Below are 26,758 nucleotides of genomic sequence, written 5' to 3' on the forward strand. Positions count from 1 at the left end.
GAGATGCAACGAAGATTGACAGGACTCGCCTGCCTACTTTGACAAAACTCGGGCGTGTCGCAAGAGCTTGTTAATCTTCGTTGCAAACGCCAGGTCAGAGTGTGTGACGCTCTCACCCCTTCCGGAGGCGGGCGCACCAGTTGCCGACTGGCTCTCCCTGTGTCCAGTCTTGCTTCGTGAATCTCGTCCTCCGGCGGAGTCGCGAAGTGCGCCTAGTGCCTGTACTTCCGGTTGCCAATTTGCGCGCCGAGTTCGCTGCTCGCGAACTTGTACCCCTGCGCTGACTCCACGCCGCCTTACCTCGAGGACAAAGTAGCCTAGCTACGTTCCACGGGCTGGTCCTTTGCCCACTGACGCGCAAGATCTGCAGACTTCTCCCACGCCTCTTGCAGGGTCTTCCCTCTGGCTTTAAACGGCCCGTCGATGATGTTGTCGTGTAACCGGTCCGACCCATCACCTTTCGTACGGTCGTAATAGCGGGTCACGAAGACTTCATACTGCTCGCCTCCCCGACCGCCAATCGGCGGGTAGTGCTCGTACTCAAAGAAGGAGAAGCCGTTCTCATCGACCTCTTGATCCATCATTGCTGTGATGTTACCGAGCGGCGCTTCGACATTCAGCCCGCAATGTGGACCACAGGTCGTAGACGCTCAGTTAGCCCGTAGGTCGATTTGCCTACACAACTGGCTACTTTGAGAACATGCCGGTCAAGTAGGCGCTGACTGCCGGATGCGGATGGCAGTCTTGTGGACATGCACGCAGGATCGGTCAACAGTCAACCGATCTTTCGCCGTACGAAAGGTGCGGGCTGCGAATGACTACGAAGTTCAAGGTCAACGAGCAGGTCTTCGTACCCTCACGCCTTCTACCTAATCCCGCGGCACAGAACTTCGCGCTACGCCGAGCAAAGGTGCTGGAGCAAAAAGCTCGCTCTGTACGCATCAACCTTCAGGACGAGCATGGCAACGACATCGAGGTCGCATCGAGGTTGGTGCATCGCAAGAACCTCGGAATCGGTGTCATCCGAATCGGAGACTTCAAGACCGAGCTGAACGCGCTAGACCCATTGGCGAAATCAATGATGCACTACCTGCGGCTACTCCTCGAACCTGATGCAGTAGTCCTACGTGAGGTACGAACCTCTACTGAAATCTGCGCGGTGTGGGCAGAACTTGCACCGAGGACCAGCCACATAGTCTTGATAGGTCACGGCAACGCCGACAGTCTGAACTTCTTGGATCTCGATGCGCCAGTCGGTGGCGATCGATTCGGGACCATGCTTGCAGGCGCGGCGCCGAAAAGCCCACCGAAGGTGGTCATATCGCTGACTTGCCTCACCGGGCGCGCGGCGTTCGCGAGTCCCTTCAGCGCCAGCAGCGTTTGCACCGATTACATCGCTCCCTTTCAGCTTGTGCACTCTGCGGCCGCGTCGCTATTCGGCCAGAGCTTCTTTGCCAATCACCTTTTGTCCGGGCTTGGGGTTGCTGCCGCATTCCGCAGAGCCCACGCCGCAGTTGGGACAGGCGTGACGTTTCGTCACTGGCGTACCGGAGGATTCACCACTCTCAAGCGATGACACGGGGCTGCCGTCCGCCGCTCCTGCCCCGATTATGGATTGACTAAAGGGGCTGCGGAGTTGGGCCGCACGAAGACTACTTGATGACGGGCGCGAGTGAGGGCGACGCGAAGCAACCTTCGACTTGCTAGGTGCGGAGGATCCTCCCGGTCACTGAAAAATACTCCCGTATAGGGCTTCTCGACGATTGCGACACCGTCGAACTCCTTGCCCTTCGATTTGTGTATGTTCATGAGAATGCAGCCCTGCGGGTCGCGGAATTCAGTCGCAAGTCGGCCTTGGTCAAGGGCTCGACGAACAAGACCTGCCGCATCGCCATAGCTACCAGTCTGATCCCATTGTTCCGAAAGACGTCCGCCGATTTCGTCGGTGGCTCCGAACATTCGGATGAATCGAGCCGCCTGCACTATCTCCCGGAGTGCTGGCGGACCTACCAGCACATCTCTGGCCGTTCGCCAATCGACGACAGGATTGCCCACAAAGACGATGCCACTCGCATTGCGCTCGTATAAGTGTTTGGCCGCTCGTAAACGTAACTTTCCGCCGTCGAGAAGGGTTGCGGCATTAGCTAAGTAGCTATCTCTAGATGCGAGGGCGCTCGCGATCGGACTATTGCTAATCGCGCTCTTCACTTCAAAGTATCGTGCAATCAACCGCAGCGTGTTAACGACGCCTTCGTCGTGTTGCCGCAGAGGCCACTCCAAAACAGACGCAACGACCTGCGCTGCCGCTGCGGACAGTTCTACATCCCAAAGGACGTCGTGCCGAATGGGTTTCAGCATGCTTCCGTTGTACGTCCTCGAAGTTGAAAGCCACTGCGATACATCAGCAACAAGGCCGTTAGCGCGGCACAGCACCGCGACGCTCGGGCTTGGAATTCCTTGCTTGCGGAGCTTCGAGAAGAGCCAACCGACTGCCGCATGCGTCGTCGATTCAAGCGCTGACTGCCATACGGTCAGCACTTGGACATCGGCAGTGTCCGGGAGGCGCCGGTTATGGAGCACCGCGTCAGCAAAATCTAGAATGCCGGCGTCGGGACTTCGATGATTGTCCCCACCGAGGTCGAAGACTGCGGGAGCAAGCGCTTCTTTGACCTGGTCCAACCGATGAGGATCGATGTTGTCGTCGTACTCAAAGATTCGCTGATCAGGATCAGCGAGGATGACGACGTTACTTCGAACGGCGAGACCCTGCACGAGAGTCCACTGCGCGTCGGTTGTGTCTTGGAACTCGTCGAAAATGATGGTGGGATATCTGTCCGCCACGAGCTCGGCGACCTTGCCAACGTCATTTATAAGACGTGAGGCTCCATCGGCAAAACAGTCGAAAGCGAATAGCCCCTCGTCCTTGGCGAGGCGCTCGCGCTCTCGACTCCAATCTCCATCAAAGCCGGCCTTTGCAACCTTCTCCCGGTCGGGAAATAGTATTCGCGTTGGCCGGCCAGTCAGAAGTCGACCGTGCCCGCGGAGAAGATCGAGACAAAAGGCGTGATATGTCTGCACCGAAATCCACTGCCGCTCTTCGCTAGTCAGTACATCTCGACACCGCATCATGACCTGACGTACGGCGGCACGGGAGAAGCTGAGAAACAGGATCTCTTGCGCAGTCGCCAACAACGGGATGATCCGCTTCGCCTTCAGCAAAGACAGCGTTGTCTTTCCGGACCCGGGTCCCCCATAGACCATGACGCGTCCGTCGTGCTCGATGGCGGCGCGGGCTACGTCACTGAGATCAAACGTCATACTTCATCGGGCTCATTCGCACCCTGCTCCTCCGGCACCACCTCGGGCTGGGCCGCCATGTGAATGTCGATTGCGACCAGTACATCGACCAAATCACTGGGCAGGTCCGCTTCGGTCTTGCAGTGGCCTATCAGAACAGCTGCGTAGGCGTACGCCTCGCCTTTTCGTGCCTTCAAGACTTTGCCCGCCAGAGCGGGCACGTCCTCATCGGGGATACCGGGACTGTAGGGATGAGATGAGGGATAGTCCGCTCTCGTCGATACGTCGGCGAGGAAATTTCGAAGGATGTCTGATGGAATACCTTTCGTAAGCACAAGCTCGATTCCCTTCTCGGAGGATTCCCAGAAGTGATCAAACTGCGCACGATTGGCCAATGCGTCGGTGGGAGTTGGCCCGCTCGGCTTGTCGCAAGCGCCGTAGACATTCTTCCCGAGCGCTTTGAATATCGGGCCGTACCGATCGACATCCCCGTCGCCATTGCAGGTAAAGATCGATACACCCGAGAAGTCCAAATGGGTATAGCCGGGGCGTACCCGCTCAAGCACAGTTGATACGGCCGGGAAGACGACTGCTTCGGTCGACCCCTCGACGACAAGCACGCCACGGGCCAGAATGCTTTCCGCGAATTGGCGCCGGTTGGTCGAGTATGTCTTGGGTTTGATCTTCTCGAGATTGATCGGCGCGCCAATGAGCTTCGCCCCGTCGCGATGCACCATCACAATGCTTTCAGGACCGAACTGTTCGATCACGGGCCCCGAGTGCGATGTGACGATCGATTGGCCCATCTGTTGCAGGACGTAACGGGTGACGCGACGCTGTGTATGCGGCGGCAGCGCGATCTCAGGCTCCTCCATCGCAAAAATCACCGAGTGCGTGTCCTTCAGGTCGGCGATGATCGTTAAGAGCGCGAAGACGAGCAGGTTGATGGACCCGGTGCCCTGGCGCAGGTAAGGCACGGGATGATTGCTCGGCTGCGTAGCAATAAACAGCCGTACAACCTCCCGCAAATGTTGCCGCGTCAGGTCAGACGCAAAGAAGGCCGTTGAGTCCTGTCCAGCGGCAAGATTTACGAAGCGCCCCAGACGTTCCCGCAGACTTTCGCGGACCGCTTGCAGTTGCGGGATGTCCCCGATGGCGGGCTCAAGTGACGACAGGTGATCAAGAGTTTCCTGCCACATTTCCGCCGACCCTTCACCGCCAAGGTGCAGGATCGTGTCGAGGAGCGAACCGCGCTGCAAACTTAGCGCACGCGTACCCGTACGTAACGCACGTAGGTATACGTACCCGGCCAGCCGCTTATGGTGACGACGAAACGAGGATAGCCCTCCACCCAATGCCGAAAGCCGCTCCGAGTCGGTGTCATCCGCAACCACCTCGGGATGAGCGAAGAACGTGTCACCAATGAAGTCGTCTTCTTCCTTGTCGTAGCGGCCGATGAAGCAAACAGGAAGACCCCACCCCACCCCTTCGTCGTTTGCACGGGCCGCTCCACCGGGTTCATCATCGATGAACCGGCGAGTTCTGTAGTCCCAGAGGCGCAGATGCTGATCGCCGAACCTGCGTGCCTCTTCTGCGCTCAAGTCGGTGAGCACGACATCGATCCGCATTTCGATGGGCGTGCCTTCCGGATCGACGTACTGGCCGCAGTGGAAATCATGCTCATCGATGACGGGCCGACGGAACAAGCGCTCGGGGCCCAGTACAAGGTCCAGGGCTTCGCACACAGTCGATTTGCCAACGTTATTCCCCCCGACGAGCAGAGTGTGCGGCGTGAAGGCAATCTCACCGGACTCAATACCGCGAAAGTTGCCGATGCGCAGAGAGGAAACCTTCATGACAAAGCTCGCATACGTACATCTGCGGGTAGCTGTATCAGTCGTGAGACACCAACGGCCAAGTAAAGGTTCAATGGAAGTTCCCCCCGTCTCATTCTCGCATCCAGCCCCCTCGATTGGACCTGTTCGATGAAGTGTCCGGTTACTGCTGCAGCGGGAGCGACCGTCACGCACACCGTCAACGGCATAGATCGTTCTGCGAGTGCGTGCCAGTACTCTTACGCAATCGGACGATGTCGCCGGCGATCTCCAGCACGTCTGCCCGCCGATGATCTAAGTGCCCATGTAGGATTTGATTCTTCGTTACGAATATCAAGTTTTCTTCCACATAGAATCCGTAACTCTGATAGCTGGCGCCGTATAGGCCATCAGAGCTGCGCGGGTAGTCTGCGTACTGAGTTACGTTGTACTCTGGTTTTAACAAATGAATGAACGCTTTCTCTGCGTCTGCGACTATCACCTTATGGTGATGCCTCGAGACTTGGCCTCCCTCAAAAGCGGGGGCGGTGCCGACCTCGCGAATTACGGTTGGTACCAGCTCAAACGGAAAAAGAATGAGCTCGTCGCTGACTCTAGCGCCGATTCTATGCGGATGCTCATTCGATAATATCTTTTGGCGCGCATGATGCGCGCCTTCGAAAAGCCGGTCAAACGTGTCCGAAGCCTTCGCGATACCGACGTAAAGTAAATTGTAGGTTGCGAACTCTCGATACCGCTCGAATGCGTGTATGCCAGGAAGGTTTCGGCTGCGATCAAATATCAGCTTTTCGGTGGAGAACCACTCAAGGGGTTCGGTGTTTTCGTCGATGTCCACGTCACCTTCAACGTAGAATTTGATAATCTTGGGCCCTAGGTCAACAACTAATTCTTCCGGATCGAAGCCTTCGAAGCTCTTGGCAATGACGAATGGTTCGAGGATAACTTCATCGTAAAGGCCTTCTCCACCATCAATGAAAATATGCACGTTCCCAGAATCTTCCACGCGGCAACCGTGAAATCTGACCTCATGACGGGTAGCCATGAGGTAGAAATCGCTTTGGCGCAGCACCGACTCCGCCGCCTTGTCTGATTTCACCCATTCGGCCTCCTGATTGGAAATTGGAGGATAAACCAGCCTCAGTGCGGCCGACATTACATTGAGCGGGGGACTCACGCCGTAATGCTACGCTCACGAAATGTCTGGGCGGTCGGAAAACTGCCTGGAGCGGTAAGCAGAGCGGCCGCTCTGCTTACTTCAGCTACGCCACCTACCGATAACACCCGATCCCGTCGGGTCAACTTACGAAAGTCATCGGTCCGCTGGCGGGGCCCCTACAATCCAGAAGTGCCCGACTCCGAGTTCGTTGAGACAGACCACCGCGGACGCATCACTCTGCCAGGCCACCCGAATAGCCGGTTCCTTTTGCGGCACAACGCGGATGGCAGCATTCTTCTTCAGCCTGCTCAGCTCGTTGCTGACGCTCAGTACGAGTACTGGTCCAATCCCGAACTACGAACCCTGCTCGCCGCCGCAGCCTCATCACGCACCGTTCACCGAAAGCGCGACCACCGCGACTAATCACTCCGTACAGCGACGTAACTCACGAGGACGACGTTGATCCGTTTGGCCCGCCCGCTGCCAGGATCCAACAGTTCGTCCGCGATTCGGTCTCGGTCCGCAGCCCGCTCAGGATCCTCGGGTCCGTCGAAAACGTCGGCCGCCTCAGGCAGATGATCGCTAGCGTCGGCAGGGTCCACCTCGTCGTCGGTCACGCGCCCACGCTCCTGTTGTTCGAAGATCCAGTCACTCTAATGTGACTTCGGCACCGCCGGATCGAGCCGATAAATGTCGCCTTATGTCGGGTACGCCAGCATTGCCCGGTTCGCGCCTGCACGCCGACAACACTCGGAATTTTTCGCCGCCGCTGGCCGAGACGCACGGGTGCCGACACCGCGCGGACGCAATAGTGCCGAGTAGCATCGCGGATCCACGGAGGATTGGAGACTATGTGGGACCAGGTGGCCATGCGCCAAAACGAAGCGGCCGATCACACTGGCGGTGCCGGCATTTATCGACAGCCACAGAACGTTTTACGTCAAGAGTGGATACGGGCGGTTTCGCAATGACATCTCAGCTCGTGCGATTCGCGTGACGCTATGATGAGCCGCCATAGGCAAGGACACGATGGCCGTCCCGGCAAGAATGCACGGCGGTGGTGGTGGATCGCGGCGGTCGGCTGCGCGTTGATTGTCGGCGTAATCGCTGTCACGACAACTGTTTTCGGTCTCGGTGGTTCTGATGACCGTGATGAGTCGGAAAGAGAAAAGGCACAGAAGCGCTGCGAAACCGAAACTCTCAATCGATTGATATCACCATCGACTGCACAGCTAACAAAAGTGCAAACGGAGCTTAGTCAGCTCGACGCGGGCAGCCGCGATCTCTTTTCGCTACTGGACGAGCCTCTCAAAGGGGTTGATCATTCCCGCATACGAGTTTGGAATGTTTCGGGCGTTGTCGACGCGAAGAACGACTTCGGAGGCACAATCAAAACTCCCTTCACATGCCGCGCATATTTCGTCGACAGCGGCTTGGCTCATACCCTCGTTCTCCTCGACAACCACTAGCACCGCCGCGCCACTTCGGCCGTCATCACAACCGCCGATGTTGCCGTGGATGCATTGATACCAGGACGATTCTGAGAACGGTCAACGCCGCTCATTCGGCAGACCGCGGAGGTCGAATGCACAAGCCTCTTTGCCAAGACACGCCTGTCCGACCGCATCTCCCCCGAGGACAGTGACAGTGGCATCTCATTGCTATTGAGAAGTGATGTCTCTTCCCCAACGACTGGGCCCACAGTGCCATCATTCTCGAGTGACCTCGAGAGCAGGGACGAAGACTGACGGCAGGCCGGCTATCCGCCTGGCGGCGATCTCATCCTTCGGCGCGGCGATAATTCACTTCGCGGTCATGCCCACACATTGGCAAGCGTGGACGCAATCCGGAGTGTTTTTCGCCTCCATCGCGATGTTTCAAGTGTTGTGGGCATTCCTGGTGTCGCGACGCCCGATGCCGGCAGTGTTCGCCGCAGGCATCCTGGCCAATGTCGCTGCGGCGGCGCTCTGGGTGATGTCGCGGACCGCGGGCGTACCCTTTGGCCCGCACTCGGGACAGTCAGAAGCGGTTGATACTGCAGGTCTTTGCGCTCTCCTACTTGAGTGTTATGTCGTCATGGGGGCCGGCTGGGGGTGGTATCGCGTCGAACGCGCCGATCCGATATCGCGATTCGGAAACGCGATCATCCTGGGCGGCGCCAGTGCCGTCGTTACCATCGCAGCGACGCTGGGGGCAGCGTCAGGGGTGCTGCTCGACCACCACGGGTCGAGTGAGGCGGAGCAGAGCGACCATCCGTCGGCTAGTGACCATGCGGGCAGCCATAGCGGTGTTCCAACTCCTGCCGCTATACCCGTGGTGGAGGCGGCTCCGAAAAGCGATTCTCCGGCCCCGGTCGAACACCCCGCTCCGGCGACGGAACTATCAGATAAAACCGCGGAGGATCACCACCACAGCGAGTGAGTGATCCAGCCGCACAGCAAAAGCAGCTACATCCGATCGCGACAGTGCGGGCACGGCATTTCCATAGCGGCGCACATCGGGCATTTGTCCATCGACATCGGCATCTGCATGGCTTGGTCGCAGCACCACATTAAGTGGCGGCCGTTTCCGTCGGCATAGAGTACAGCCATCGGATCTGCCCCCACGATGTCGAAATAGACCTTGCCGGTAGAGCTTTGGCCTTGTGCCAGTGTGGTGGCGGGCAGCCCTTCCGGGGTTGCGATCTGCCACAGGACGGGGTGCCGCTGACCGTCGATTGGAACGGCGTACAGGTTGGGGATGATGGGTGTAACGGTGCCGGTGACTGCGCGCACTGTCGCCGAGCTTTCCCAGAGCTGACCCCGCGGGGTATATCCCGGCAGGATAGTCGCCGACTTCTGAAGGTCGGCCACAGTCCACTCCTGGACTACCGCACCCCCGGCATCGACGATCTGTTGCGCTGAACCGAATTTATGGGGGCAATGCTTCGTGGCGGCCGCTGGGGCAGCGAACGCTATTGCTCCAGCGACGAATGCGGCGGCGAGCGTCGCGGTGAGCACTGTTAGGAGTCGCAAGCAACCTCTCCTTTCAAGAGAATTGGCGAGCAGCACAAAATCAGGCGCGGACAGCTCGCTTAATACTACGTACTGGGATAGTAGATGAGTGTTGATTTCGGATGGTGGCGCCTCGATGGGGCGCGAGAGGCGCGAAGAGCGAGTCGGCGAATGGGCGAGACCCACGCGAGGCCCGAACGGTTCAGGCATGACACGTGCATGGCGCCGCCGCACTGCTGCTGAATTCCTGTTGGCCCGCTCCGTTGCCGTCCGGCCGCCAGTCGAACGGGAAGTGCTTGCTGGAGGCGCCTTGATAGTCGCGCGACCACTCGAACCCGACAGCGTGATCGCGCTCGACGACCCCCCACGTGGCGACCTGGCCGGGACCGACCTCGGCGCCCGGCGGGTTGGCGGTGGTCACGCGACGGTTGAGATCAGAGGTGGGTCCGGTTAGCGCTGCGACGCGGACATCGACCTTGCCGGGGATTTCGGCGCGCCAGTAGGCCAGGTCATCTGCTGCATCGAAGGTAATCGGCGCGTACTCGATGCCGCGCAAATCCGCGATCAGGCTTGCGAATTCGGCTGGCCAGCCGCCTTCCTGTCCGGTAAAGATGCGCTCTAGGGCCTCACGCTGGGCGGCGTCGGCGTCGGCATCAATGTAGAACATCAGCTTCATCATGGCGTTGGGATCGCCGACCCACATGTTGCCGGTGAACTCCCCGAGGGAAACGACGTTGAGTCCCCCCAGATCTACCGGACCGAAGTGGCCTGCCCGGATATGCCATACGAGGGTGAACAGGCAGTCACCGTGGGTGGGCTCTTGAGCGAAGGTGCATGGGCAGGGCAGCTTGCAGCTACACACGTCGAACCAGTCACCACGCAGATGCCAGTCGGTGGTTGTCGAGATTGTTTTCATCGTTCAAACCTTTCGTTGTATACCCCATGGGGGTATCGGGCGGGTTGACCATATCCCCATGAGCGCTTCTCCACAAGTACCCCCAGGGGGTATATTTATGTCATGAGTGAATCGGTGTGCCCCAGGCGTGTCGAGGGGTCACAAACCTCGCTTCGACGTGCGGTGAGGACCGGGTCGGCGTCCCGGCTGCTTGCAGCAGTTCTGGCAGCAGTCGGCGCGCTTGCCCTAACCGCGTGTGCATCGGACGGCCCATCCCCGCCCGCACCTGCAGCGCCGACGTCGCAGGCCCCGGCCTCGGGTGCGGCCCGGTTGGTAGATCCCGGCGAGTTCGCCGCGGTGATCGCTGAGCCTGATCGGGTGACGGTGAACGTCCATGTGCCATTTGAGGGCGACATCCCGGGCACGGACCTGTCGATACCGTTCGATCAGATCACCGCACAGGCTGGTTGGCTGCCAGCCAATCGTGACACCGGGTTGGCGATCTATTGTCGGTCTGGGCCAATGAGTGCGACCGCGGCGGAGACGCTTCGCGATCTCGGCTACACCGATGTCGTCGAACTTCGCGGGGGCATGCGCGCTTGGCAAGCCGACGGCCGCGAATTGGTCGGCATCTGATGACGGTCGAGCACTCGGGGCTACCACCGGGTAGACCCCGACGTTCAGGCCGGTATCAACGTGATAGCCGCGCAGACTATTACGCAGGAGTCATTGCATCGAGGGACTTTGGTGCCTGTAGCCGGCCGGCGCGGTCTAGGCGGTACAGGGTGAGCGCCGCGATCAGGCCGATGACGACCAATCCGATCCACGTCAGCTCGGGCATCCCGGCGTCGGAAGCTTTTTGCATGAGCGTTCCGGTGGCGAGGTTGCCGACGAGGATGCCGATTCCGACGATGGTGTTGTAGAAGCCGTAATGTGTGCCGACGAGCCGGCCACCGGCCAGTGAGACGACGGTGTCCATTTCGAACGGGAACACCGCAGCCGATCCGATGGCAAGCACCGCAGCGCCGACGAGAAGCGCACTGATGGCGGCGATTTGGCCGGCACGCCGATCATCGGGCAGCACGGCCATGGGTATGAATGACGCCGCGAGGACCAGCATACCGATCACCAGTGAGTGTCCTGGTCCCCACCACTTAGCGAACCATCGGGTGATCCTGAGCTGACCAGCGACGGCGATCAGGCCGGAGATGACGAATACGCCTGCCACTACGGCGGTTTCAGCATTGGGCACCAGGTTCTTGGCGTGCAGCGGCAGCGCCAGATAGACCTGAAAGGACAGCACGTAGGAGCCGATCATCGCCACGGCGAACAGCAGGAATGAGCGGTTGGCCAGTACAGTGCGCCAGTCGTCGAGCACCGACGTGCCATGTTCGGTCGGAGAGGCCTTGCGTTGTGGCAGAGCGAAAAGTTGCGCGACGGTCAAAGCTGCGAAAACCCCCGCAGCGGCCGCGGCGGCGATGCGGAAGTCGAGCGCCATCAGCGCCAGTCCCACGAGCGGACCGGCGAGGATCCCTCCTTGGTAGAAGATGTTGAACAACGCGAAGGCTTCGACCCGGCGTGGGCCGGCCTCGGCGGCAAGATAGGCGCGCACCGCTGGGTTGAACAATGCTCCGGCGAAACCCGTTGCTGCTGAAGCGATCACCATTGCCGGCAGCGAATCGGCAATCACCAGAAGCCCGAATCCCGCGGTGCGCAGCAGGCAGCCGGCAACGATGAGCGGCTTGTATCCGATGCGATCGGCCAATGTGCCGCCGATGATGAACATGCCCTGCTGGGAGAAGTTGCGCACGCCCAGCACCAGACCGATGGCCCATGCGGCCAGCCCGAGCGGCCCGGCGAGGTAGCCGGCCAGATACGGCATCAACATGTAGAAGCCAAGGTTGATGCCGAACTGATTGATCATCAGCAGCCGGCTCGGCCATCCGAAACTGCGGAATTCGGTGAGGAAGCCCGTCATCGCGGTGCCTTGACCGGATCTACCACCCTGGGGCACCGTGTCCAGGAGTCCACCACATGCTGTGTGGGGTCATCGATGAGCGCCGGCTCAGCGGGCGGCGCTATGTCATGGAGATTGTGCTTGCGGCAGTAGTCGTCGTTGTAGATGGTGTCGAAGTAGCGTTGCGGGCCGTCCGGGAAGATCGCGGCGATCGTTGTGTCTTCGGGGCGGGTCTGCGCCGCCCAGCCGGCGACCAGGGCAACGGCGCCCACGCTCCATCCGCCGCTGGCGTAGTGGGTGGCGGCCAGCGTGCGGCATGCCCAGACGGCTTCGGCCGGGGCGACCCAGTGGACTTCGGTGAAGGCGTCGTAGTCCACGTTGCGTGGATAGATGCTCGACCCCAGCCCGCGCATCAGTCGTGCGGTTGCCGGTTGACCGAAGATCGTGGAGCCCACCGTGTCGACACCGATCAGTTGCATGTGGGGATTGAATTCCCGCAGCACGCGAGCCACGCCGGCCGAGTGCCCCCCGGTGCCGACCGAGCACACCAGTAAGTCGATGTGGCCGAGTTGCGCCTGCACCTCGAGAGCAAGCCCGCGGTATGCGTCGACGTTGTCGGGGTTGTTGTACTGATCGGGATACCAGGCGGATTCGTCGGTGGCGAGGATCTGCATCACCCGGTCCCGTCGCGCCTGCTGCCAGCCGCCTTCGGGGTGCGGTTCGGTCACCAAGTCGACCTCGGCGCCGTAGGCCGTCAACATCCGCTGAATGATCGGTTCCATTCCAGGATCGGTCACGAGCGTGACGGGGTGGTGGTGCACGGTTCCGGCCAGTGCCAGGCCCAATCCCAGTGTTCCGCTTGTTGATTCGACGATCCGGCCATCGGGGCGCAGGGCACCGGTGGCGCGCGCTCGTTCCACCATGTACATCGCCGGGCGGTCTTTCATCCCGCCGGGGTTGAAGCCTTCGAGCTTGGCCCAGAAACCTCGACCGGGCGAGGTGAAGGGCTCGGCGATGCGCAGCACCGGTGTGTGGCCGACCATTGTGCCGGGCCGGTCATAACGGCCGAGGCATCGCTGTCGAGGGTTGTGAAGTTCAAGGTTGCGAACGGACAGGGCGTGATTCATGGAAGTACATCGCTTCTGCTTCGAGCGGCGCGCCGTCCGGCGCGCAGCAGCTGAAAGGGACGGCGGTCACCGACCCCGCCGCAGCGAGGCAGCGTGGTCTGGCGCCACCGGATCAGCAGCGTGCGATACACAGCCGGGTGAGCCTCACCCGACCGGAAATAACTGTCGCTAGCGGCCGTGGCGGACCACGCACCACAGCCAGTGTCGATTGACTCCATAGTGAAGCCGCGACGGCCAAAGCGGCGATCAGCCCCAACGCGATCAGTATGGTCGATGTGCGCGGCAGCACTCCCTCGGCGACTGTGTCCGGCAGTAGCGGCACCGATCCATCGCTGATATGCGGATGCTCAATGACCACGGAATGGTCGGGAAGAAGGTCAGAAGACAGGGCATGCGGCCCGTGAGCAGAGGGCTGGTCTCCTATTGGCAACGCCCACTCAGCGGCAACAACGACGACCCAAGACGCCAGCACCAGCGCAATCAATGCGCGGGTTCGCGTCCCGAGAAAGCCCACGTTGCTGTTCACAATGGTGCCAAATGTAGCAGCGGATCGCGCGTCGGTTCGGCGCCCACGAACTCGACGCATAGTCGTTACCGCGCCGCGATAGGGCCGTCGCCAGCGACGGTGCGTCGATCCGGACGCTCGTTGCATCGAACCCGACGAGTGCAGGCGGGCAACCGCAGCAGAACACTGTGCATTCGCCAACATGGTCATCGGCGCCTCGTCATGTCAGATCATGCCCCGTCGCGCCTATCGCCGATGTTGAATGCCCAGACTCGGTGTCAGGGCGTGTCAGCTGGTCGGCGAGCGACACCACCAAGCCACCCAGCATGAATGCGGTGATCGCGGCGACAAGGGTGGCGGTACTGAAAGCGGGGATGTACCGCCTCGCCCCCGTCGGCGCGCTGGCGCCGTGGTGATACTGGTGCGTCAGCGCATGTCCTTTGCCCCTGCCCAGCAGGTAGCGGTTCACCGGGTAGGCAGCGACGAAGGCGGCCCCGAGCGCGATTATCATGCCCACCCAGAAGACCGGATTCACCAGGCCCGCGTTCATGGCGCCGGGTATGACCGCCATGACGGCGTTGTCGACGATCTCCATCGTCAGGATCGACAGCGTGTCGGCGGCCAGCACCACACTCAGTGCTGTCCCCAGTGCGAGACCCGCGCGCAGCAGCGGCATGGTTGAAAGGGTGTAGCCGAATAAGAAGGCCAACCCAACGGCCAGCGCAATCGTGCCCACGTTGCTTAAGCCCAAAGCGGTGCCGATGATCAGGCCGACGATCTCGCCGATGGCACACCCGGTCAGGCAGTGCAGCGTCGCGCTGAGGGCCATCGTGTTTGTGCTGCCATCGTGTTCTTGATGAGTATGACCACTGGGTTCGTGGTCGTGAGTGTGGACGGTCATGTCGTACTCCAGAGTTGACTGTGGAAGGTGTGGCGGTATTGGCTGATCGATGAGGTCCCTCCAGGTAATAGCCCGTGAACGGCGTATTCCCATTGCGTGTTTGAGCAACCCGAATCGTCGTGAACCGTGGTGTTTGCGGTGCCGAGTTGGTGGATGTCGCCGGCAGCGCCCATGCAGACCTGATCTTGCTCCTCCGATTCCCGTACACCCCCCAGGGGTAATCGCCTGTATACCCCACAGGGGTATATGATGCAAGGACTCCCCCCCTCGATGAGTACCCTCGCGCCTACCCGGGGCGCCGCCACCAGGCTGCTGAAGGTGCTTCGAATCAAAGGTTCTGGGAGCGTGCGCGGCAATCGGCCACGCTTCTGAGGCGGGCTGAGCCGTGCCTGTCACCCGGGAGGGAGATGACCACTTGCAAGTCCCTGAGGGGTACTGCCGGATCTGTGACTACCCCTGTTTCACAGGGGCGTGGGATCTTTGGGAGGTCGGCCTTTTGCCCGGAGATTTTCCGTGTCAGCACCACTGCTGTTACTCGCTGTAGCCAAACCGTGACGGACACTTGATCGAATTGCTAACACGCCCTTGCGTATTCATTCGCTGCGCCACCCATAGCATCAATTGACACAGTCGAAATTTCGAGGGAGCCCGAGACGATGCGTGGGGTTGTTCGGTATGTTCTTGCCGCGATCACGATTCCTGCGAGTGTGGTCATGGGTCCGGTCGATACAAGCATCGCGGCAACGAAGCAGCCGTCGGGGAATAGCATCGCGTCTGTTTCACCGACGCGGGACGCGGTCGTTGGCGTCGCACACCCCGTGGTCGTGACCTTCGGCGGGCCAGTCTCCGACAGGCGCGCAACCGAACGTGCCCTCGACATCACTTCGTCGCCCGCGATGACCGGTGAATTCGACTGGCTCGCAGACAACGTCGTTCAATGGGTTCCCAATCAATTCTGGCCTGCTAACAGCGCGATAGCGCTATCTGTGGGCGGGATGAAGACGAACTTCGCGACGGGTCCCGCTGTGGTCGGCGTTGCCAAGACCGCGGATCACACATTCACCGTGACTATCGACGGCGTGGAGGCGGCCGTGCTCCCAGCGCCACACCACCGTCCCAACTGGGGAAAGCCGGGCGTGTTCCCAGCTTCGATGGGTCGCCCTGAGTACCCCACACCCGTAGGTACCTACACCGTCTTGGCGAAAGAGCGCGACGTGGTGATGGATTCGAGCAGCGTCGGCATCCCCGTCGACTCGCCCGACGGTTATCTACTCGACGTGGAATACGCCGTCCGTTTCACCAGACGTGGCCTCTTCGTGCATTCAGCTCCGTGGGCGATCAATTCGCTCGGCTATGAGAACGTCAGCCACGGGTGTATCAGCCTCAGCCCTGAGGATGCCGAATGGTACTTCAACACGGTCAACATCGGTGACCCGATAATCGTGCAGGAGAACAGCATAGAAGTTCCTCGATCGGTACCCGCGCCGGAAAACGGAGTTGAAGTTCCTCGCGTAATCCCCCGCTGACGAGGCCTCAACGCTGCTACAGAGAATTGTGTCGTCGTTGCAACCGGCGCCTTGGGATAACGTCCGAAAACAGCCCTTGTCTTCGGTCGGATCGTTATCCACCGACGATGATGTCGGCCAGCACCAATTAGGTCGCGTGGGCGGGCCATTGCAAGAGGCTCCGGCCATGCCCTGGACGTTATTGCATCCGAAGCAGTTGGCCCCGCACACGTGCACAGCGCGCTTGATGCGCTTTCACTGCCACCTGCAGCCCGCGAATTCCAGCCTTGTAATTATGTTGCCGGTGTTACTAATGATGCATTTGTGAGCTACGCTGATCTACGTACTCGCTACGTACGTGGTTGCTACTCAATGCGAACCGTCGCCAGATCCAAGGTTTGGCAGCCCGCGGCCCGCCGCTTCGACCGCCGGAAGAAAGATTCAACATGGGACCTACTGCCCGTGGCGTGCGCTCAAAGCGCGCCTGCCCTTCCCGGATCGATTTTCGGCGCGCCGCTAGCGTGGTCCTCACTGTTGTCGCGTCGCTATTCCTCGCGTGCACCCCAGCGGCATCCGCCGAACCGACCGCCGGGCAATGGGATCCACTACTGCCAAAGCTGCCGAGCGCGGGAGCGCCCGGCGATCCGGTAGCCATCGCCAATGCGTCGCTACAGGCAACGGCCGCCGCAACTCAGACAGCGGTCGACTTAGGGCGCAGCTTTCTTAGCAGCCTCGGAATTGCCAGTCCCACGGCTAGTCCTCAAATGACCGTTCGCGGCAATAGGTTGTACGGTGCCCAGGCAATCGAATACGTCATTCGCAGGGCCGGAACGCAGATCGGCGTTCCCTACTCCTGGGGAGGCGGCAGCCTGAACGGCCCGAGCCGCGGTGTCGACCAGGGAGCAGGCACCGTCGGATTCGACTGCTCTGGTTTGACACGTTTTGCGTTCGCCGGCGTCGGTGTACTGCTGCCACGATGGTCGGGCGATCAGTACAACGCTGGCAGAAAGGTGCCTCCCTCTCAAGCCAAGCGCGGCGACCTATTGTTCTGGGGGCCCGGCGGAAGTCAGCATGAGGCGATCTACTTGGGCGGGGGACAGATGATTGAGGCCCAACAGACAGGCGTTCCCATCAAGGTCTCACCCGTACGTACGGCGGGAATGACACCCTACGTCGTTCGAATTATCGAGAGCTAGTTGCAGCGCCCAAATTCGCTAGCTCGCAACGCAATTCAGGCCGCCGCGTGATGAGCTATCCGAGTAAACAATAGCCGATGCCGCGGACCGTGCGGACGTAGCGCGGACATGTCGGGTCGTCGCCCAGCTTTCGGCGAAGATTTCCGATGTGCACTCCCAGAGCGGAACGACCGCCAGAATGCGGAGAGCCCCACACGATCTCCTCAAGGCGTCGGCAGGTCACGGGCTCGCCCGGATTGTCAGACAAAGCCTGAAGGATCGCAAACTCGATCCGAGTAAGCGATATGGCGCCTCCGCTTCGGAACGCACGCCGGGCGGCCACGTCGACCACGAGGTCGTCAATGCGGCGTCGCCGCGTGTCGCCGATCTCACCGTAGAGGCGAATGTGTCTGAGGGCGCGCCGAATTCGTGCGCTCAGCGTCTCGCAGTGCCCAATGGCGACCACTCCAGCACGTGACATTAGTGGCGCGATCTCTGCGTCAGCAAGCGCGACGACACCACCGCCTGCCGCCTGGCGAACCCGATCCAGAACAGCAGCACCCTGCTCGCCCACGCACACCACCACCACGTCGGGGTCATACTCGCGCAGTGCACTGAGTGCTGCGGCTTCTGAGCATGCGACAGCAACGACGAAATCATCGGCGCGCATCTTGTGGGCCAGAATGTCGGCGTAGATGCGCCGCGGCTCAACGAGCAAGACGCGGATTCGGCCGGCGGCCACCACCGGACGTGCGTCACCGTCCACTCGGACTCCGGGGTGTGAATCGATGGTCGTGACAGTCTCCTTCGCCGATGTGGGGCATCGTTTAACTGCGTCACCTACATGGTTACTGGGAGCCTTAGCGTATCACGATCTATGTATCTACTACGTAGATCAGTAGTTGATGATTGAGGCTGATATGTCGACGTTCATCCGCCTGCTGCGAGCCTCGGCAGCCTTCGAATGTCTAGTGGTGGCAGAGCACTTGAAAAAGGGTAGGCGCGGCAACCACTGCGCAAATCATGGCGGCCAAACAGATGCGATGGCGCCATTGCACGTGACTGCGTGTAGGAGTGACCAACCGCTGCGCGCGAGTGACGACCGCCGTCGCCGCCGCGGCGAGGCCGTCGTACGCAACGGGTTGGTGTCCGGCCAAAGCGATCAAGCCGGTGAGCAGAGGTCGGGTACCCACCCGACGTGCCGCGGTGTCATCAGCGCACATCTCCAGCAGCTCCGCCACACAGCGCTCAGCCCGGGCGAAGAGAGGTAGTCGCGGAAGTGTGAGCGCCACGGCACGCAGCACCATGAGAATGTAGTGGTGACGCCCAGAAATGTGGGCGTTTTCATGGGCAAGGACCGCTTTCAGCTCAGACCGGCTTAACGACCTGAGTGCCGCTGAGGTGACGACGATTGCGTTGGGGCGTCCGACGACGCAGTAGGCGGCCGGACGGTCGTCTTCCACCATGACGACGTTCGGGTGACCGGTGGGCCGGCCGATGATCCGCGCGGCCTGCGCATGCTCGTGACTTCGCGCGCGTAGGCGAGATATGCACCGGCAAACACGAAGCGCGACAAGCCCCAACGTCAACGTTGCAGCCACGATGAGGGTAAGTAACCCGATAGGGCCGGCCATACGCGTGTGATCGGAGAAGCCGAACAGTTCCAGACACAGCGTCACGACCGCGCCTGTGTGAACGCTGTCTGCCGTCGCTCCGATGGCGAGCGCGAGCGCAACCAGCCATGTCACCAGCGCCGCGGCCACCGCGGCTATCCATGCGGCGGCGCCCATGCGGGGGCTGATGCCGGAAGCGGTCATCCGCCCAAGAATGGGCGGAGCCAACCATGCGAGCGTAGCGCCGTAGAGGAGTAGCCACACCGCCGTTGTCATCATCGTCGTTCCATACACAGAACCGCCCTCGGTGGGACCAAGTGGTCAGTGGTCAGCACTCTTCTTCGTCCAGGGCTTGCGATACAGATTGGCCACAGTCACATCACGGTGGTGCGAGCGACCTGGCGGTGTCGTGAAATCTCGTCGACGAGATGGAGCACCGTGACGGGCTCCATGCGAATCCACAGGCAGTTCATGCCCAACGCTTCGAGGTCGCCGAGTTTTCGTTGTCGCTGTCCATTTGCGTGCCACTCCTGATCTCCCCGACGAGTTCGCCCAGTCGCCGTGTGACCCCAGCCCCCAAATGTAGCGGCCGGCTTGGATAAACCGTCGATTCGCCACACCCAACGTGTGATCATCGCTTTGGAAATGTCTGCCGTCCTTTTCAAGGTCCGCCGTTCGGCCGAATGATCTCGTTCCTTCTGAAAAGACACGGCCGATCCGGCGCGACGCCGTACGTCACCAGCTTGATCGAGTGCTGACATCTGGCAGCGGGGCCACGGTGAGTGCACCGCTCTACCGGTCAGTCCGCACCGGCGCGGCAGTTCCAACAGATTCCTGCGCAGAGTCCGGCCGCTCGGAACGGCGCGGCCACGGCGAAGCGCCAAGTAACGCCATTGCTCCGGCGATAGCCGCAGCCCACAGCACAACGACAACGACACTCAGAATGAGCCACACTTCCGACCCGACACTGTTCGCGCACACGACAGTCATCCAACGCATATCTCGCCTCCTCGGCGTCCAGCGTCACCCCGCCGCAGGTTGCAATCGGTATGAGTCTGGTAAAGATCTGCTGAAGATCGAGGCTCTCCGACGGTGGCACGTCACCGCGGCCGCATCAGCGGGCACCATATGGGCATGGAGCACCACCCGGGCACACCGCCTGAGCAGGCAAACGGTTACCGCGCGCTCGTCGTCGACGACGAGCTTCCCCTAGCCGAAGTGGTCGCCAGTTATTTGGAACGCGAACAGTTCGAAGCCGTCGTGGCGGGCAACGGCGTCGACGCGATCGCCGTCGCCCGCGACCTTGATCCTGATGTCGTCATCCTTGATCTCGGTCTTCCCGGCATCGATGGGCTGGAGGTCTGCCGGCAGCTGCGCACATTCTCTGACGCTTACGTCGTCATGCTCACCGCTCGCGACACCGAACTCGATACAGTCCTCGGCCTCAGTGTCGGCGCCGACGACTACATCACCAAACCTTTCAGCCCGCGCGAGTTGGTAGCGCGCATTCGCGCCATGTTGCGGCGGCCGCGTGTCCTGCAGTCGGTCACTGCACGCGCCGAACTTGACGTGAGGCCACCACGCTGCTTCGGCGCGCTGAGCATCGACGTCGCCGCCCGTGAGGTACGCATCGGCGACGAACAGATCCTGTTGACTCGCACAGAGTTCGACATTCTCGAAGCTCTTTCAGGTCGGCCGGGCATCGTGCTGACCCGTCGCCAACTTCTCGAAATCGTGCGTGACGGACCCTGGGTCGGTAACGAGCACCTCGTTGACGTCCACATCGGGCACCTGCGGCGCAAACTCGGCGACGTCGCAACTCGCCCGCGCTACATCGCCACTGTCCGAGGCGTGGGTTACCGGATGGGGTCCGGAAAATGAGTCCCCCGGCTACGTCAATGCTGCGCCCATTTCGACGAGGTGGCCGCCCCGGCATCGGCCTGAGGCTCCTGGCAGCCCAAGCCATTGTGCTCGCGGCCGGGGCCGCGACAACCTTGGTAGTGGCCGCCGTCGTCGGCCCTCCCCTGTTTCGTGAGCATTTGCATCGCGCAGGGGTGCCGATGGACTCCCCGGAGGAAGTTCACGCCGAAGAAGCCTACGGCTACGCAACGGTGATCTCCCTCGGAGGCGCCTTGGCGGTGTCCATACTGGCCGCACTGGCTGTCAGTTTCTACATCAGTCGACGGCTCCAGCGGTCCATCGCCGAGGTCGCTTCCGCTGCAACCAATGTCGCGCAGGGCAACTATGACATTCGGGTGTCGCCGCCGGGCCTCGGCGACGACTTCGATGCCCTCTCGTCCGCCTTCAATCAGATGGCTTCCCGGCTTCAGGCTGTTGATTCGTCGCGGCAGCGGTTGTTCGGAGACTTAGCGCATGAGATCCGGACACCAGTCGCTGTGTTGGAGGCATACATCGAGGCGCTCGAAGATGGCATCCGCACTCTGACGCCGCAGACAGCCGCCATGCTGCGCGACCAAACCCGGCGGCTTGTGCGATTCTCCGATGACGTCGCCGCCCTCGCAAACGCCGAAGAAAGCTCGGTTTCGATGTCCTACGCGAACATTGATGTCGACCGCTTAACGCGCCAGTGCGTCGTCGCTGCGCAGGAAAGCTACAGCAAGAAAGGAGTGGCGCTGCTTGTTCGCGTCCAGGAGGGACTACCGCGGCTGTGGGCAGACGAGCAACGACTGGCCCAGGTCATTGGCAATCTGCTGCAAAACGCGTTGCGGCACACGCCATTCGGCGGCTCTGTCGAGCTGAGCTGTGTCCGGGACGGCGGTCGGCTCCAGATCACTGTCTCCGACACAGGCGAGGGAATCCCAGCAGAGCACCTCAGGAGAGTGTTCGATCGGTTCTATCGCGCAGACACCGCCCGCGATCGTGAACACGGCGGCGCCGGTTTAGGGCTCGCGATCGCTAAGGCGCTGGTCGAGGCTCACGGCGGTTCAATAGTCGCAGCCAGCGCTGGACTCGACGCTGGTGCAGTATTCACCGTCGACCTGCCCATCGCGCAATCTCAACAGAATCTCGGATAAACCGCACATCAACGCGATCCCGCCCAGCCCACTTGGGATTGGTCACTTGTCCAGCATTCCCTGCATGGTGTCGATTTCTGCTTGCTGAGACGACACAATGTTGCGCGCCATCTCCATCGCCGCGGGGAACTGACCATTGTCAATTTCCTGCTGCGCCATCATGATCGCGCCCTTATGGTGCTCAATCATCTGCATCAGAAAAAGCCGGCTGGCCTCGGCGCCCTGCGCGTTCTGCAGCGCGGCCATATCGGCATCCGACATCATGCCGTGCCCGCCACTCATACCAGGCATCTGATGTCCGGGCATGCCCTGGCCGGGCATGCCAGTGCCGCTCGGCGTAGGTGTGGAAGAGACTTCCCACTCCCGGAGCCATCCCTGCATTTGCTCGATCTCGGGAGCCTGCGCGTTCTTGATCTCGTTTGCCAGCGACACAACCTCGGGGTCGATGCCTTGTTTACCGAGAAGAATGTCGCTCATCTCGATCGCCTGCAGGTGATGGGGAATCATTCCTTGAGCGAACCTCACATCGGCGTCATTATGGGTAGCGACGCTGCCGGCCGCACTGGGTGAGACCGACGCTTCCGCCGAGGTAGGGCTGGCCGCTGGCGCAGAGTCTGTTCCGGTGTTCGAACAGGCTCCTACCAACAGGGCCGCCGCCACCAAAGCCGCGAGCCTCAATCCATTTCGCCTGTGCTGCATGGCACATCCTTCCTCACAACTTCGTGACATCACGCATCAGCGCGGCGAGCACTCTCGCCGCCTCAGTTCAGCCTCAGGACCCCATGTATGGGTGTGTTCGTGTTCCGATGAAGATTTGATGAAGACACGTTCACTACCTGTTACCAGCCGCGCCGCTGAGTCGACGCTGAGCTCGGCGCCTGGCCGCCACTAGCGCATGATGGGTAACTGGCTTGCGCGACACCGAAGCGCTCAGACCGGCTGGCGTCCGGTCACGTAGCCTCTACGCGGGAGTTACGGTTGCAAACTGTCGGTGCGCTTCCGCCGACCGGGCGACCGCCGAGCATGGTGGTTAGGACGCGGGTATGAGGCAGGTCAGAGAGCGGACAGGTCAACGGGTTGCGATCCACGACAATCATGTCGGCATGATGGCCGGCGACGAGCGACCCGATGTCATTCCACCTCAATACTTGTGCAGCAGTGCGCGTCCAGGTGGCGAGCGCGTCTATGCGAGAGACCCCGGCGGTAGCGGCGGCACGTCCAGAAGCGCCGTAGCGCGGTTCCGCAGCCAGGGCCAGATGTTCGAAGACGTTCTTCGGCCCCCAGTCAGTGCCACAGCCTACGGTGAGCCCGGCGTTGAGAAACCGCTGGAGCGGCACGAGGTGCTCGAGGATGGCCTCGCCGACACGGTCGGCGAACAGCTCACCCTTGCCCCAGGAGAACGACATGGTGGTGGTGAGGTCGAGATCCAAGGCCGCGAGGCGGCTGATCTGTTCGGGTTCGGCGATTGCTGCGTGCTGCACGATCCACGGACGGTCCTCCGCGCGTAGCGGCCGGATGAGGCTTTCGAGCTGTTCGAGATAGTCATCGAGTTCACCGTTGCCGGCGATCATCATGTTCAGCCGTAGGCCGCTGGCGAGGCAGAACCGCATGACCTTCTCGACGGTGTCCACAGGCACAAATGATCGTCCAGATGTCATGGTGCCGAAGGGTCCCCGATACGGCTCACGGAGCAGCAACTGTCCGGCGTGGCAGGATCCGCCGCGGCCAATGGTGATGCCGTCGATGCGCAATATGTCGTCGTCTCGGTTGACCATGCCGGCCGCTCGCCGAAGCCGGGCAAGTAATCGGTCGACATCAGGCGGATGGTCGTCGGGCATGCCATAGACGTGGGCTTCGGGTGCGCACTGCACGCGCAAGCTGAGCTGATCGGTGCTGCGCAGCCACTGGTAGAGCTCGATGTGGGAGAAGTCCATAGCGTGGGCTTCGTAGATGGTGGTCACACCGTGCGCATTGGCGTCTCGCATCGCGTGAACGACGCCAGGCTCGAATGCATTGGGCTGCAACAGCGGTAGCTGCCGCAGCAGGCTATTCATGAAGTCGTCGTTGTTGTAGTAGAGCGTGACCGCGCCGTGGAGCCGGCCGGTCGGCTCACCGCTGGCGTCTTTTTCGACCCAGACATCGCCGACGCGGTCGGCGGTGTGCCGGTCGATGCCCAGGCGCTGCAATCCTGCGCTATTCAGCACACAGGTGTTCGGGATGACCGGCGCCCAAGCCTGAATGAACACGGGATGGTGCGGCGCGGCACGGTCGAGTGTGATTCGATCAGGCAAGACCCGTTCGGTGAGGTGGCGGTAGGACCGTCGCAGGAAGTAGTGCGGCTCTCCTACCGGGGTGGTCATGATCCACTCCCCCGCCGGAGTCGTCTTGGTGCGGAAAGTGAGGCGCGCGGCGATGTCCATATGGTCGACTGCGTCACCGAGATCGACCAATGGCTCGGCGATCACCCCGAAGTGCAGCAGGTGAGGGTGGGTGTCGATGAAGCCCGGCATCACCGTGGCCCCGTCGAGGTCTACGACGGCGGCGTCCGGTCCGGCAGTGCGGCGGACGAAAGCCTCGCTGCCCACGGCGGTGATGCGCCCGTCAGCCACGGCAACCGCTTCGGCAATCGAGTTTGAGCGGTCGCACGTGAGGACGGTGGCATTGGTATAGAGGGTGCTCGTCATGAATGGTTCGCCACAGTTTGAGCGCTGTCGTTTGCGTCGTCCTTGAGTTGGCAAGCGCCGGTCGCGCGGAACGGCTCAGCCAGCTGAGCCAGATAGCCGACCGGGTAGTTCGGTTTGGCGGCCATGCCGAGGTCGTCGCTGCTGAACCGGCGATGCGGGTCGAAAGAGAATGTGCGCAGCGCGCGGTCCCAGATGAGCGTGAACAGGCCGAAATTCACGTCACCGATGCCTGCCCACTTGAGGTGATGGAAGCGATGACCTTCGTTAAGTGCCAGTATTTTCCGCAGCGGACCTATGCGGTAGTCGGCGTTGGAGTGTTGAAGCAACAGCTGTACCGCAATGCACACGGTCAAAACCTCGGCCACAGTCTTGGGCATGCCGAGTAAGAGCAGAGGCACGGTCCCCGCCGCGAGTTCCAAAGCTCCGTGAAGGGGATGCTTCATGAGTCCGTTGAATCCGTAGAACCGTTTGACGCTGTGATGCACGGCGTGAAAGCGCCACAGCCACCCCACCTTGTGGCTGGCCAGGTGCGCGACGGTCACGCCGAAGTCGGTGACGACGATCGCGATCAGAACCTGCACGACGAAGGGCAGCGACGAAGGCCAACGTTGACCGAATGGTGACAGCGCGGCCATCAGCGGGATAACCAGCACTGTAAGGAGCAGCGAGGTCTCGTTGATGAAAGCGTGCGCCACGTCGCGGCGCCCATCACCAACCGAGGTGTTCCATTCATCGGTGTAGGGCAGAATCCGCTCAGCGACGAACGACAATCCGATCGCCGCAACAATGAGCGCAGCCATCCATGACTCAGCCCACGGTGCATGTGCCAGCCCGATCGCGGCGCCGTTTATACCGATCAACATCAGCGGCACGTAGCCGTACCGAACAAGTGTCTTCGCCATGTCTTCAGTCTTCAAAGTGTCTAGACCGCGGCGCATGTACAGATCCGGTGACCTTCACGCGAAGCGAGTCGTCGAAGTCTCTAGGCGCCGGGGCCGACGACGGCATACTCAAGAGGTGACGTGGTCGGGTACAGCGGTGATCGAGCCGGGTCGGCTGATCTACGGCGGCCGCCTCGGTGCCGCGCATGGTCACTCGCATGCGGCCGTTCAGATCGCCATCGCCGCCGATGACCCTGTACTTCTCACCGACTCGTCCGGACACAGTGCCCAGAGTCGCGTCGGTGTCATTCCGTCTGGCGCCGCACACGCTGTGGATGCCGGCGCAGCGACTGGACTCATGATTTATCTCGATTCGGCCAGCGCATACGGGCGCCGAGTCGAAGCTCTCGTCGACCGGACCACGAGGCCAGAGGTGGATGGATGGATTGCAGCGGCTCAACGCCTTTCGGCAGATCTTCCGCGATCAGACGATCTCGCAGCTGCAGCCGATGCCGTGATCGCCGAGCTTGTCGGACCAGAAAAACAAGTTAACGCTCACGCCGAGACGCACCCGGCTGTGTCGGCTGCCATCACGTTGATACCCGACCTCCTCAGCGGCCCAGTTCGACTGACCGACGTCGCTGCTGCGGTGCATCTGTCGGCCGACCGGCTAGGCCGGCTGTTCGCGCGCGACGTCGGTCTGTCCTTTCCAGCCTATGTCCGGTGGGCGCGCCTGATCCGAGCGATGGAAGTCGCGCGTACGGGAGGGACAATCACCGCCGCGGCTCACGCCGCCGGCTTCGCCGACAGCTCTCATGCCAACCGCGCGTTCCACGAAATGTTCGGCGTCGCACCGATCGACGTCCACCGAAGCGTTCGGCTTGCCTGACCGGTCGTCGGGAGCGCCTGGGCTCACACCTCCGTGGCGCATTAGTGTTTTCTGCGCGGGTGGTGCAGGTAGCAGAGGGGTGATCTGTGCTCGCGCGAACAAGATCTTCGTCATCTGATTCCTGCTTATATCGATTACGGCGCATGTGAGGCCTGTTATCTATGGGACGAATGAGTTACGCTCATCTACGTATTAACTACGTACATTGTCACGGAGCGGTCCGGGCCGTTTGAGCCTTGCCGCTCCCCTTTCGTTGGCCACCTCATCCGTCGAGGCAGTAGCCACGCCTCACTGCGAGGTGTCGCTTACC

Annotated in this window: 25 protein-coding genes; 9 read left to right on the forward strand and 16 right to left on the reverse strand. The window is 61.2% G+C overall.

The window, feature by feature from the left end; translation table 11 throughout:
* Positions 1-317: 317 nt before the first annotated feature.
* Positions 318-584: a hypothetical protein gene (locus tag BLW81_RS06210; protein ID WP_066810988.1), complete on the reverse strand. Its 267-nt coding sequence runs from the start codon at positions 582-584 to the stop codon at positions 318-320.
* A gap of 230 nt (positions 585-814) precedes the next feature.
* On the opposite strand from BLW81_RS06210, the gene BLW81_RS06215 reads away from it, so the two are divergent.
* Positions 815-1,576, forward strand: coding sequence for a hypothetical protein (locus BLW81_RS06215; protein ID WP_066810991.1), 762 nt, complete (start codon positions 815-817; stop codon positions 1,574-1,576).
* A gap of 32 nt (positions 1,577-1,608) precedes the next feature.
* Here the strand turns inward: BLW81_RS06215 and BLW81_RS06220 are convergent, their stop codons facing one another.
* From BLW81_RS06220 to BLW81_RS06240, 4 genes are all read right to left on the reverse strand, one after another.
* The gene (locus tag BLW81_RS06220) at positions 1,609-3,318 is read right to left on the reverse strand and encodes a UvrD-helicase domain-containing protein (protein WP_083406451.1); all 1,710 of its coding nucleotides are present in this window, start codon (positions 3,316-3,318) and stop codon (positions 1,609-1,611) included.
* Complete coding sequence (locus BLW81_RS06225; RefSeq protein WP_066810999.1) at positions 3,315-5,153, reverse strand: ATP-dependent nuclease; 1,839 nt, start codon at positions 5,151-5,153, stop codon at positions 3,315-3,317. The genes BLW81_RS06220 and BLW81_RS06225 overlap by 4 nt, the downstream gene beginning before the upstream one ends.
* 178 nt (positions 5,154-5,331) lie before the next feature.
* Positions 5,332-6,306, reverse strand: a complete 975-nt coding sequence (locus BLW81_RS06230; protein ID WP_157897612.1) for a hypothetical protein — start codon at positions 6,304-6,306, stop codon at positions 5,332-5,334.
* A gap of 401 nt (positions 6,307-6,707) precedes the next feature.
* The gene (locus BLW81_RS06240; RefSeq protein ID WP_066811003.1) at positions 6,708-6,905 is read right to left on the reverse strand and encodes a hypothetical protein; all 198 of its coding nucleotides are present in this window, start codon (positions 6,903-6,905) and stop codon (positions 6,708-6,710) included.
* Between the two features lie 384 nt (positions 6,906-7,289).
* On the opposite strand from BLW81_RS06240, the gene BLW81_RS06245 reads away from it, so the two are divergent.
* Both BLW81_RS06245 and BLW81_RS06250 read left to right on the forward strand, forming a co-directional pair.
* Positions 7,290-7,757, forward strand: coding sequence for a hypothetical protein (locus BLW81_RS06245; protein ID WP_233151512.1), 468 nt, complete (start codon positions 7,290-7,292; stop codon positions 7,755-7,757).
* Positions 7,758-8,007: 250 nt separating this feature from the next.
* The gene (locus BLW81_RS06250) at positions 8,008-8,709 is read left to right on the forward strand and encodes a hypothetical protein (protein WP_233151513.1); all 702 of its coding nucleotides are present in this window, start codon (positions 8,008-8,010) and stop codon (positions 8,707-8,709) included.
* A 26-nt stretch (positions 8,710-8,735) separates the two neighbouring features.
* On the opposite strand, the gene BLW81_RS06255 is transcribed toward BLW81_RS06250, so the two are convergent.
* The gene (locus BLW81_RS06255) at positions 8,736-9,491 is read right to left on the reverse strand and encodes an MPT63 family protein (RefSeq protein WP_083406454.1); all 756 of its coding nucleotides are present in this window, start codon (positions 9,489-9,491) and stop codon (positions 8,736-8,738) included.
* Positions 9,484-10,197, reverse strand: coding sequence for a DUF1326 domain-containing protein (locus BLW81_RS06260; RefSeq protein ID WP_083406455.1), 714 nt, complete (start codon positions 10,195-10,197; stop codon positions 9,484-9,486). The genes BLW81_RS06255 and BLW81_RS06260 overlap by 8 nt, the downstream gene beginning before the upstream one ends.
* Before the next feature lie 357 nt (positions 10,198-10,554).
* Between BLW81_RS06260 and BLW81_RS29865 the strand changes: the two genes are divergently transcribed.
* The gene (locus BLW81_RS29865; RefSeq protein ID WP_235631313.1) at positions 10,555-10,812 is read left to right on the forward strand and encodes a rhodanese-like domain-containing protein; all 258 of its coding nucleotides are present in this window, start codon (positions 10,555-10,557) and stop codon (positions 10,810-10,812) included.
* Positions 10,813-10,891: 79 nt separating this feature from the next.
* Here BLW81_RS29865 and BLW81_RS06270 read toward each other — a convergent pair whose 3' ends face one another.
* The 4 genes from BLW81_RS06270 to BLW81_RS06285 form a co-directional block, all read right to left on the reverse strand.
* Entirely contained in the window at positions 10,892-12,154 is a 1,263-nt protein-coding gene (locus BLW81_RS06270; RefSeq protein ID WP_066811010.1) for an MDR family MFS transporter, read from the reverse strand.
* The gene (locus BLW81_RS06275) at positions 12,151-13,260 is read right to left on the reverse strand and encodes a PLP-dependent cysteine synthase family protein (RefSeq protein WP_066811013.1); all 1,110 of its coding nucleotides are present in this window, start codon (positions 13,258-13,260) and stop codon (positions 12,151-12,153) included. The genes BLW81_RS06270 and BLW81_RS06275 overlap by 4 nt, the downstream gene beginning before the upstream one ends.
* 112 nt (positions 13,261-13,372) lie before the next feature.
* Positions 13,373-13,786: a putative copper homeostasis (lipo)protein LpqS gene (gene lpqS / locus BLW81_RS06280; RefSeq protein ID WP_083406457.1), complete on the reverse strand. Its 414-nt coding sequence runs from the start codon at positions 13,784-13,786 to the stop codon at positions 13,373-13,375.
* Positions 13,787-13,985: 199 nt separating this feature from the next.
* Positions 13,986-14,666: a DUF4396 domain-containing protein gene (locus BLW81_RS06285; protein ID WP_233151515.1), complete on the reverse strand. Its 681-nt coding sequence runs from the start codon at positions 14,664-14,666 to the stop codon at positions 13,986-13,988.
* A 656-nt stretch (positions 14,667-15,322) separates the two neighbouring features.
* On the opposite strand from BLW81_RS06285, the gene BLW81_RS06290 reads away from it, so the two are divergent.
* Together BLW81_RS06290 and ripB are read left to right on the forward strand one after the other, a co-directional pair.
* A complete protein-coding gene (locus BLW81_RS06290) occupies positions 15,323-16,192 on the forward strand; it encodes a L,D-transpeptidase (RefSeq protein ID WP_083406458.1) in 870 nt (289 codons plus the stop codon).
* 425 nt (positions 16,193-16,617) lie between these two features.
* Complete coding sequence (ripB, locus tag BLW81_RS06295; protein ID WP_083406459.1) at positions 16,618-17,367, forward strand: NlpC/P60 family peptidoglycan endopeptidase RipB; 750 nt, start codon at positions 16,618-16,620, stop codon at positions 17,365-17,367.
* A 55-nt stretch (positions 17,368-17,422) separates the two neighbouring features.
* On the opposite strand, the gene BLW81_RS06300 is transcribed toward ripB, so the two are convergent.
* A complete protein-coding gene (locus tag BLW81_RS06300; RefSeq protein ID WP_233151532.1) occupies positions 17,423-18,112 on the reverse strand; it encodes a winged helix-turn-helix transcriptional regulator in 690 nt (229 codons plus the stop codon).
* A 202-nt stretch (positions 18,113-18,314) separates the two neighbouring features.
* Positions 18,315-19,163: a M56 family metallopeptidase gene (locus tag BLW81_RS06305; protein ID WP_233151533.1), complete on the reverse strand. Its 849-nt coding sequence runs from the start codon at positions 19,161-19,163 to the stop codon at positions 18,315-18,317.
* A 924-nt stretch (positions 19,164-20,087) separates the two neighbouring features.
* On the opposite strand from BLW81_RS06305, the gene BLW81_RS06315 reads away from it, so the two are divergent.
* Together BLW81_RS06315 and BLW81_RS06320 are read left to right on the forward strand one after the other, a co-directional pair.
* Positions 20,088-20,840, forward strand: a complete 753-nt coding sequence (locus BLW81_RS06315) for a response regulator (protein ID WP_066811022.1) — start codon at positions 20,088-20,090, stop codon at positions 20,838-20,840.
* Positions 20,837-21,994: a sensor histidine kinase gene (locus BLW81_RS06320; RefSeq protein WP_083406460.1), complete on the forward strand. Its 1,158-nt coding sequence runs from the start codon at positions 20,837-20,839 to the stop codon at positions 21,992-21,994. Before BLW81_RS06315 ends, BLW81_RS06320 begins: the two co-directional genes overlap by 4 nt.
* Positions 21,995-22,036: 42 nt before the next feature.
* On the opposite strand, the gene BLW81_RS06325 is transcribed toward BLW81_RS06320, so the two are convergent.
* From BLW81_RS06325 to BLW81_RS06335, 3 genes are all read right to left on the reverse strand, one after another.
* A complete protein-coding gene (locus BLW81_RS06325; protein WP_083406461.1) occupies positions 22,037-22,693 on the reverse strand; it encodes a DUF305 domain-containing protein in 657 nt (218 codons plus the stop codon).
* 251 nt (positions 22,694-22,944) lie between these two features.
* Positions 22,945-24,678, reverse strand: a complete 1,734-nt coding sequence (locus BLW81_RS06330) for an amidohydrolase (RefSeq protein ID WP_083406462.1) — start codon at positions 24,676-24,678, stop codon at positions 22,945-22,947.
* Positions 24,675-25,580 (reverse strand): sterol desaturase family protein, encoded by a 906-nt coding sequence (locus tag BLW81_RS06335; RefSeq protein WP_083406463.1) that lies wholly within the window; start codon positions 25,578-25,580, stop codon positions 24,675-24,677. The genes BLW81_RS06330 and BLW81_RS06335 overlap by 4 nt, the downstream gene beginning before the upstream one ends.
* 115 nt (positions 25,581-25,695) lie before the next feature.
* On the opposite strand from BLW81_RS06335, the gene BLW81_RS06340 reads away from it, so the two are divergent.
* A complete protein-coding gene (locus BLW81_RS06340; RefSeq protein WP_235632203.1) occupies positions 25,696-26,448 on the forward strand; it encodes a helix-turn-helix domain-containing protein in 753 nt (250 codons plus the stop codon).
* The last annotated feature ends 310 nt before the right edge of the window (positions 26,449-26,758 follow it).

The sequence above is a fragment of the Mycolicibacterium rutilum genome (genome assembly GCF_900108565.1).
In the GTDB taxonomy this organism is placed as follows: domain Bacteria; phylum Actinomycetota; class Actinomycetes; order Mycobacteriales; family Mycobacteriaceae; genus Mycobacterium; species Mycobacterium rutilum.

Bases quoted from the DNA above. Each gene is read 5' to 3' on its own strand.
- BLW81_RS06210 (WP_066810988.1), bottom strand. From the start codon at position 584: ATGATGGATCAAGAGGTCGATGAGAACGGCTTCTCCTTCTTTGAGTAC.
- BLW81_RS06215 (WP_066810991.1), top strand. From the start codon at position 815: ATGACTACGAAGTTCAAGGTCAACGAGCAGGTCTTCGTACCCTCACGC.
- BLW81_RS06220 (WP_083406451.1), bottom strand. From the start codon at position 3,318: ATGACGTTTGATCTCAGTGACGTAGCCCGCGCCGCCATCGAGCACGAC.
- BLW81_RS06225 (WP_066810999.1), bottom strand. From the start codon at position 5,153: ATGAAGGTTTCCTCTCTGCGCATCGGCAACTTTCGCGGTATTGAGTCC.
- BLW81_RS06245 (WP_233151512.1), top strand. From the start codon at position 7,290: ATGATGAGCCGCCATAGGCAAGGACACGATGGCCGTCCCGGCAAGAAT.
- BLW81_RS06255 (WP_083406454.1), bottom strand. From the start codon at position 9,491: ATGCCTGAACCGTTCGGGCCTCGCGTGGGTCTCGCCCATTCGCCGACT.
- BLW81_RS06260 (WP_083406455.1), bottom strand. From the start codon at position 10,197: ATGAAAACAATCTCGACAACCACCGACTGGCATCTGCGTGGTGACTGG.
- BLW81_RS06270 (WP_066811010.1), bottom strand. From the start codon at position 12,154: ATGACGGGCTTCCTCACCGAATTCCGCAGTTTCGGATGGCCGAGCCGG.
- BLW81_RS06275 (WP_066811013.1), bottom strand. From the start codon at position 13,260: ATGAATCACGCCCTGTCCGTTCGCAACCTTGAACTTCACAACCCTCGA.
- BLW81_RS06285 (WP_233151515.1), bottom strand. From the start codon at position 14,666: ATGACCGTCCACACTCACGACCACGAACCCAGTGGTCATACTCATCAA.
- BLW81_RS06290 (WP_083406458.1), top strand. From the start codon at position 15,323: ATGCGTGGGGTTGTTCGGTATGTTCTTGCCGCGATCACGATTCCTGCG.
- ripB (WP_083406459.1), top strand. From the start codon at position 16,618: ATGGGACCTACTGCCCGTGGCGTGCGCTCAAAGCGCGCCTGCCCTTCC.
- BLW81_RS06305 (WP_233151533.1), bottom strand. From the start codon at position 19,163: ATGACCGCTTCCGGCATCAGCCCCCGCATGGGCGCCGCCGCATGGATA.
- BLW81_RS06315 (WP_066811022.1), top strand. From the start codon at position 20,088: ATGGGCATGGAGCACCACCCGGGCACACCGCCTGAGCAGGCAAACGGT.
- BLW81_RS06320 (WP_083406460.1), top strand. From the start codon at position 20,837: ATGAGTCCCCCGGCTACGTCAATGCTGCGCCCATTTCGACGAGGTGGC.
- BLW81_RS06325 (WP_083406461.1), bottom strand. From the start codon at position 22,693: ATGCAGCACAGGCGAAATGGATTGAGGCTCGCGGCTTTGGTGGCGGCG.
- BLW81_RS06330 (WP_083406462.1), bottom strand. From the start codon at position 24,678: ATGACGAGCACCCTCTATACCAATGCCACCGTCCTCACGTGCGACCGC.
- BLW81_RS06335 (WP_083406463.1), bottom strand. From the start codon at position 25,580: ATGGCGAAGACACTTGTTCGGTACGGCTACGTGCCGCTGATGTTGATC.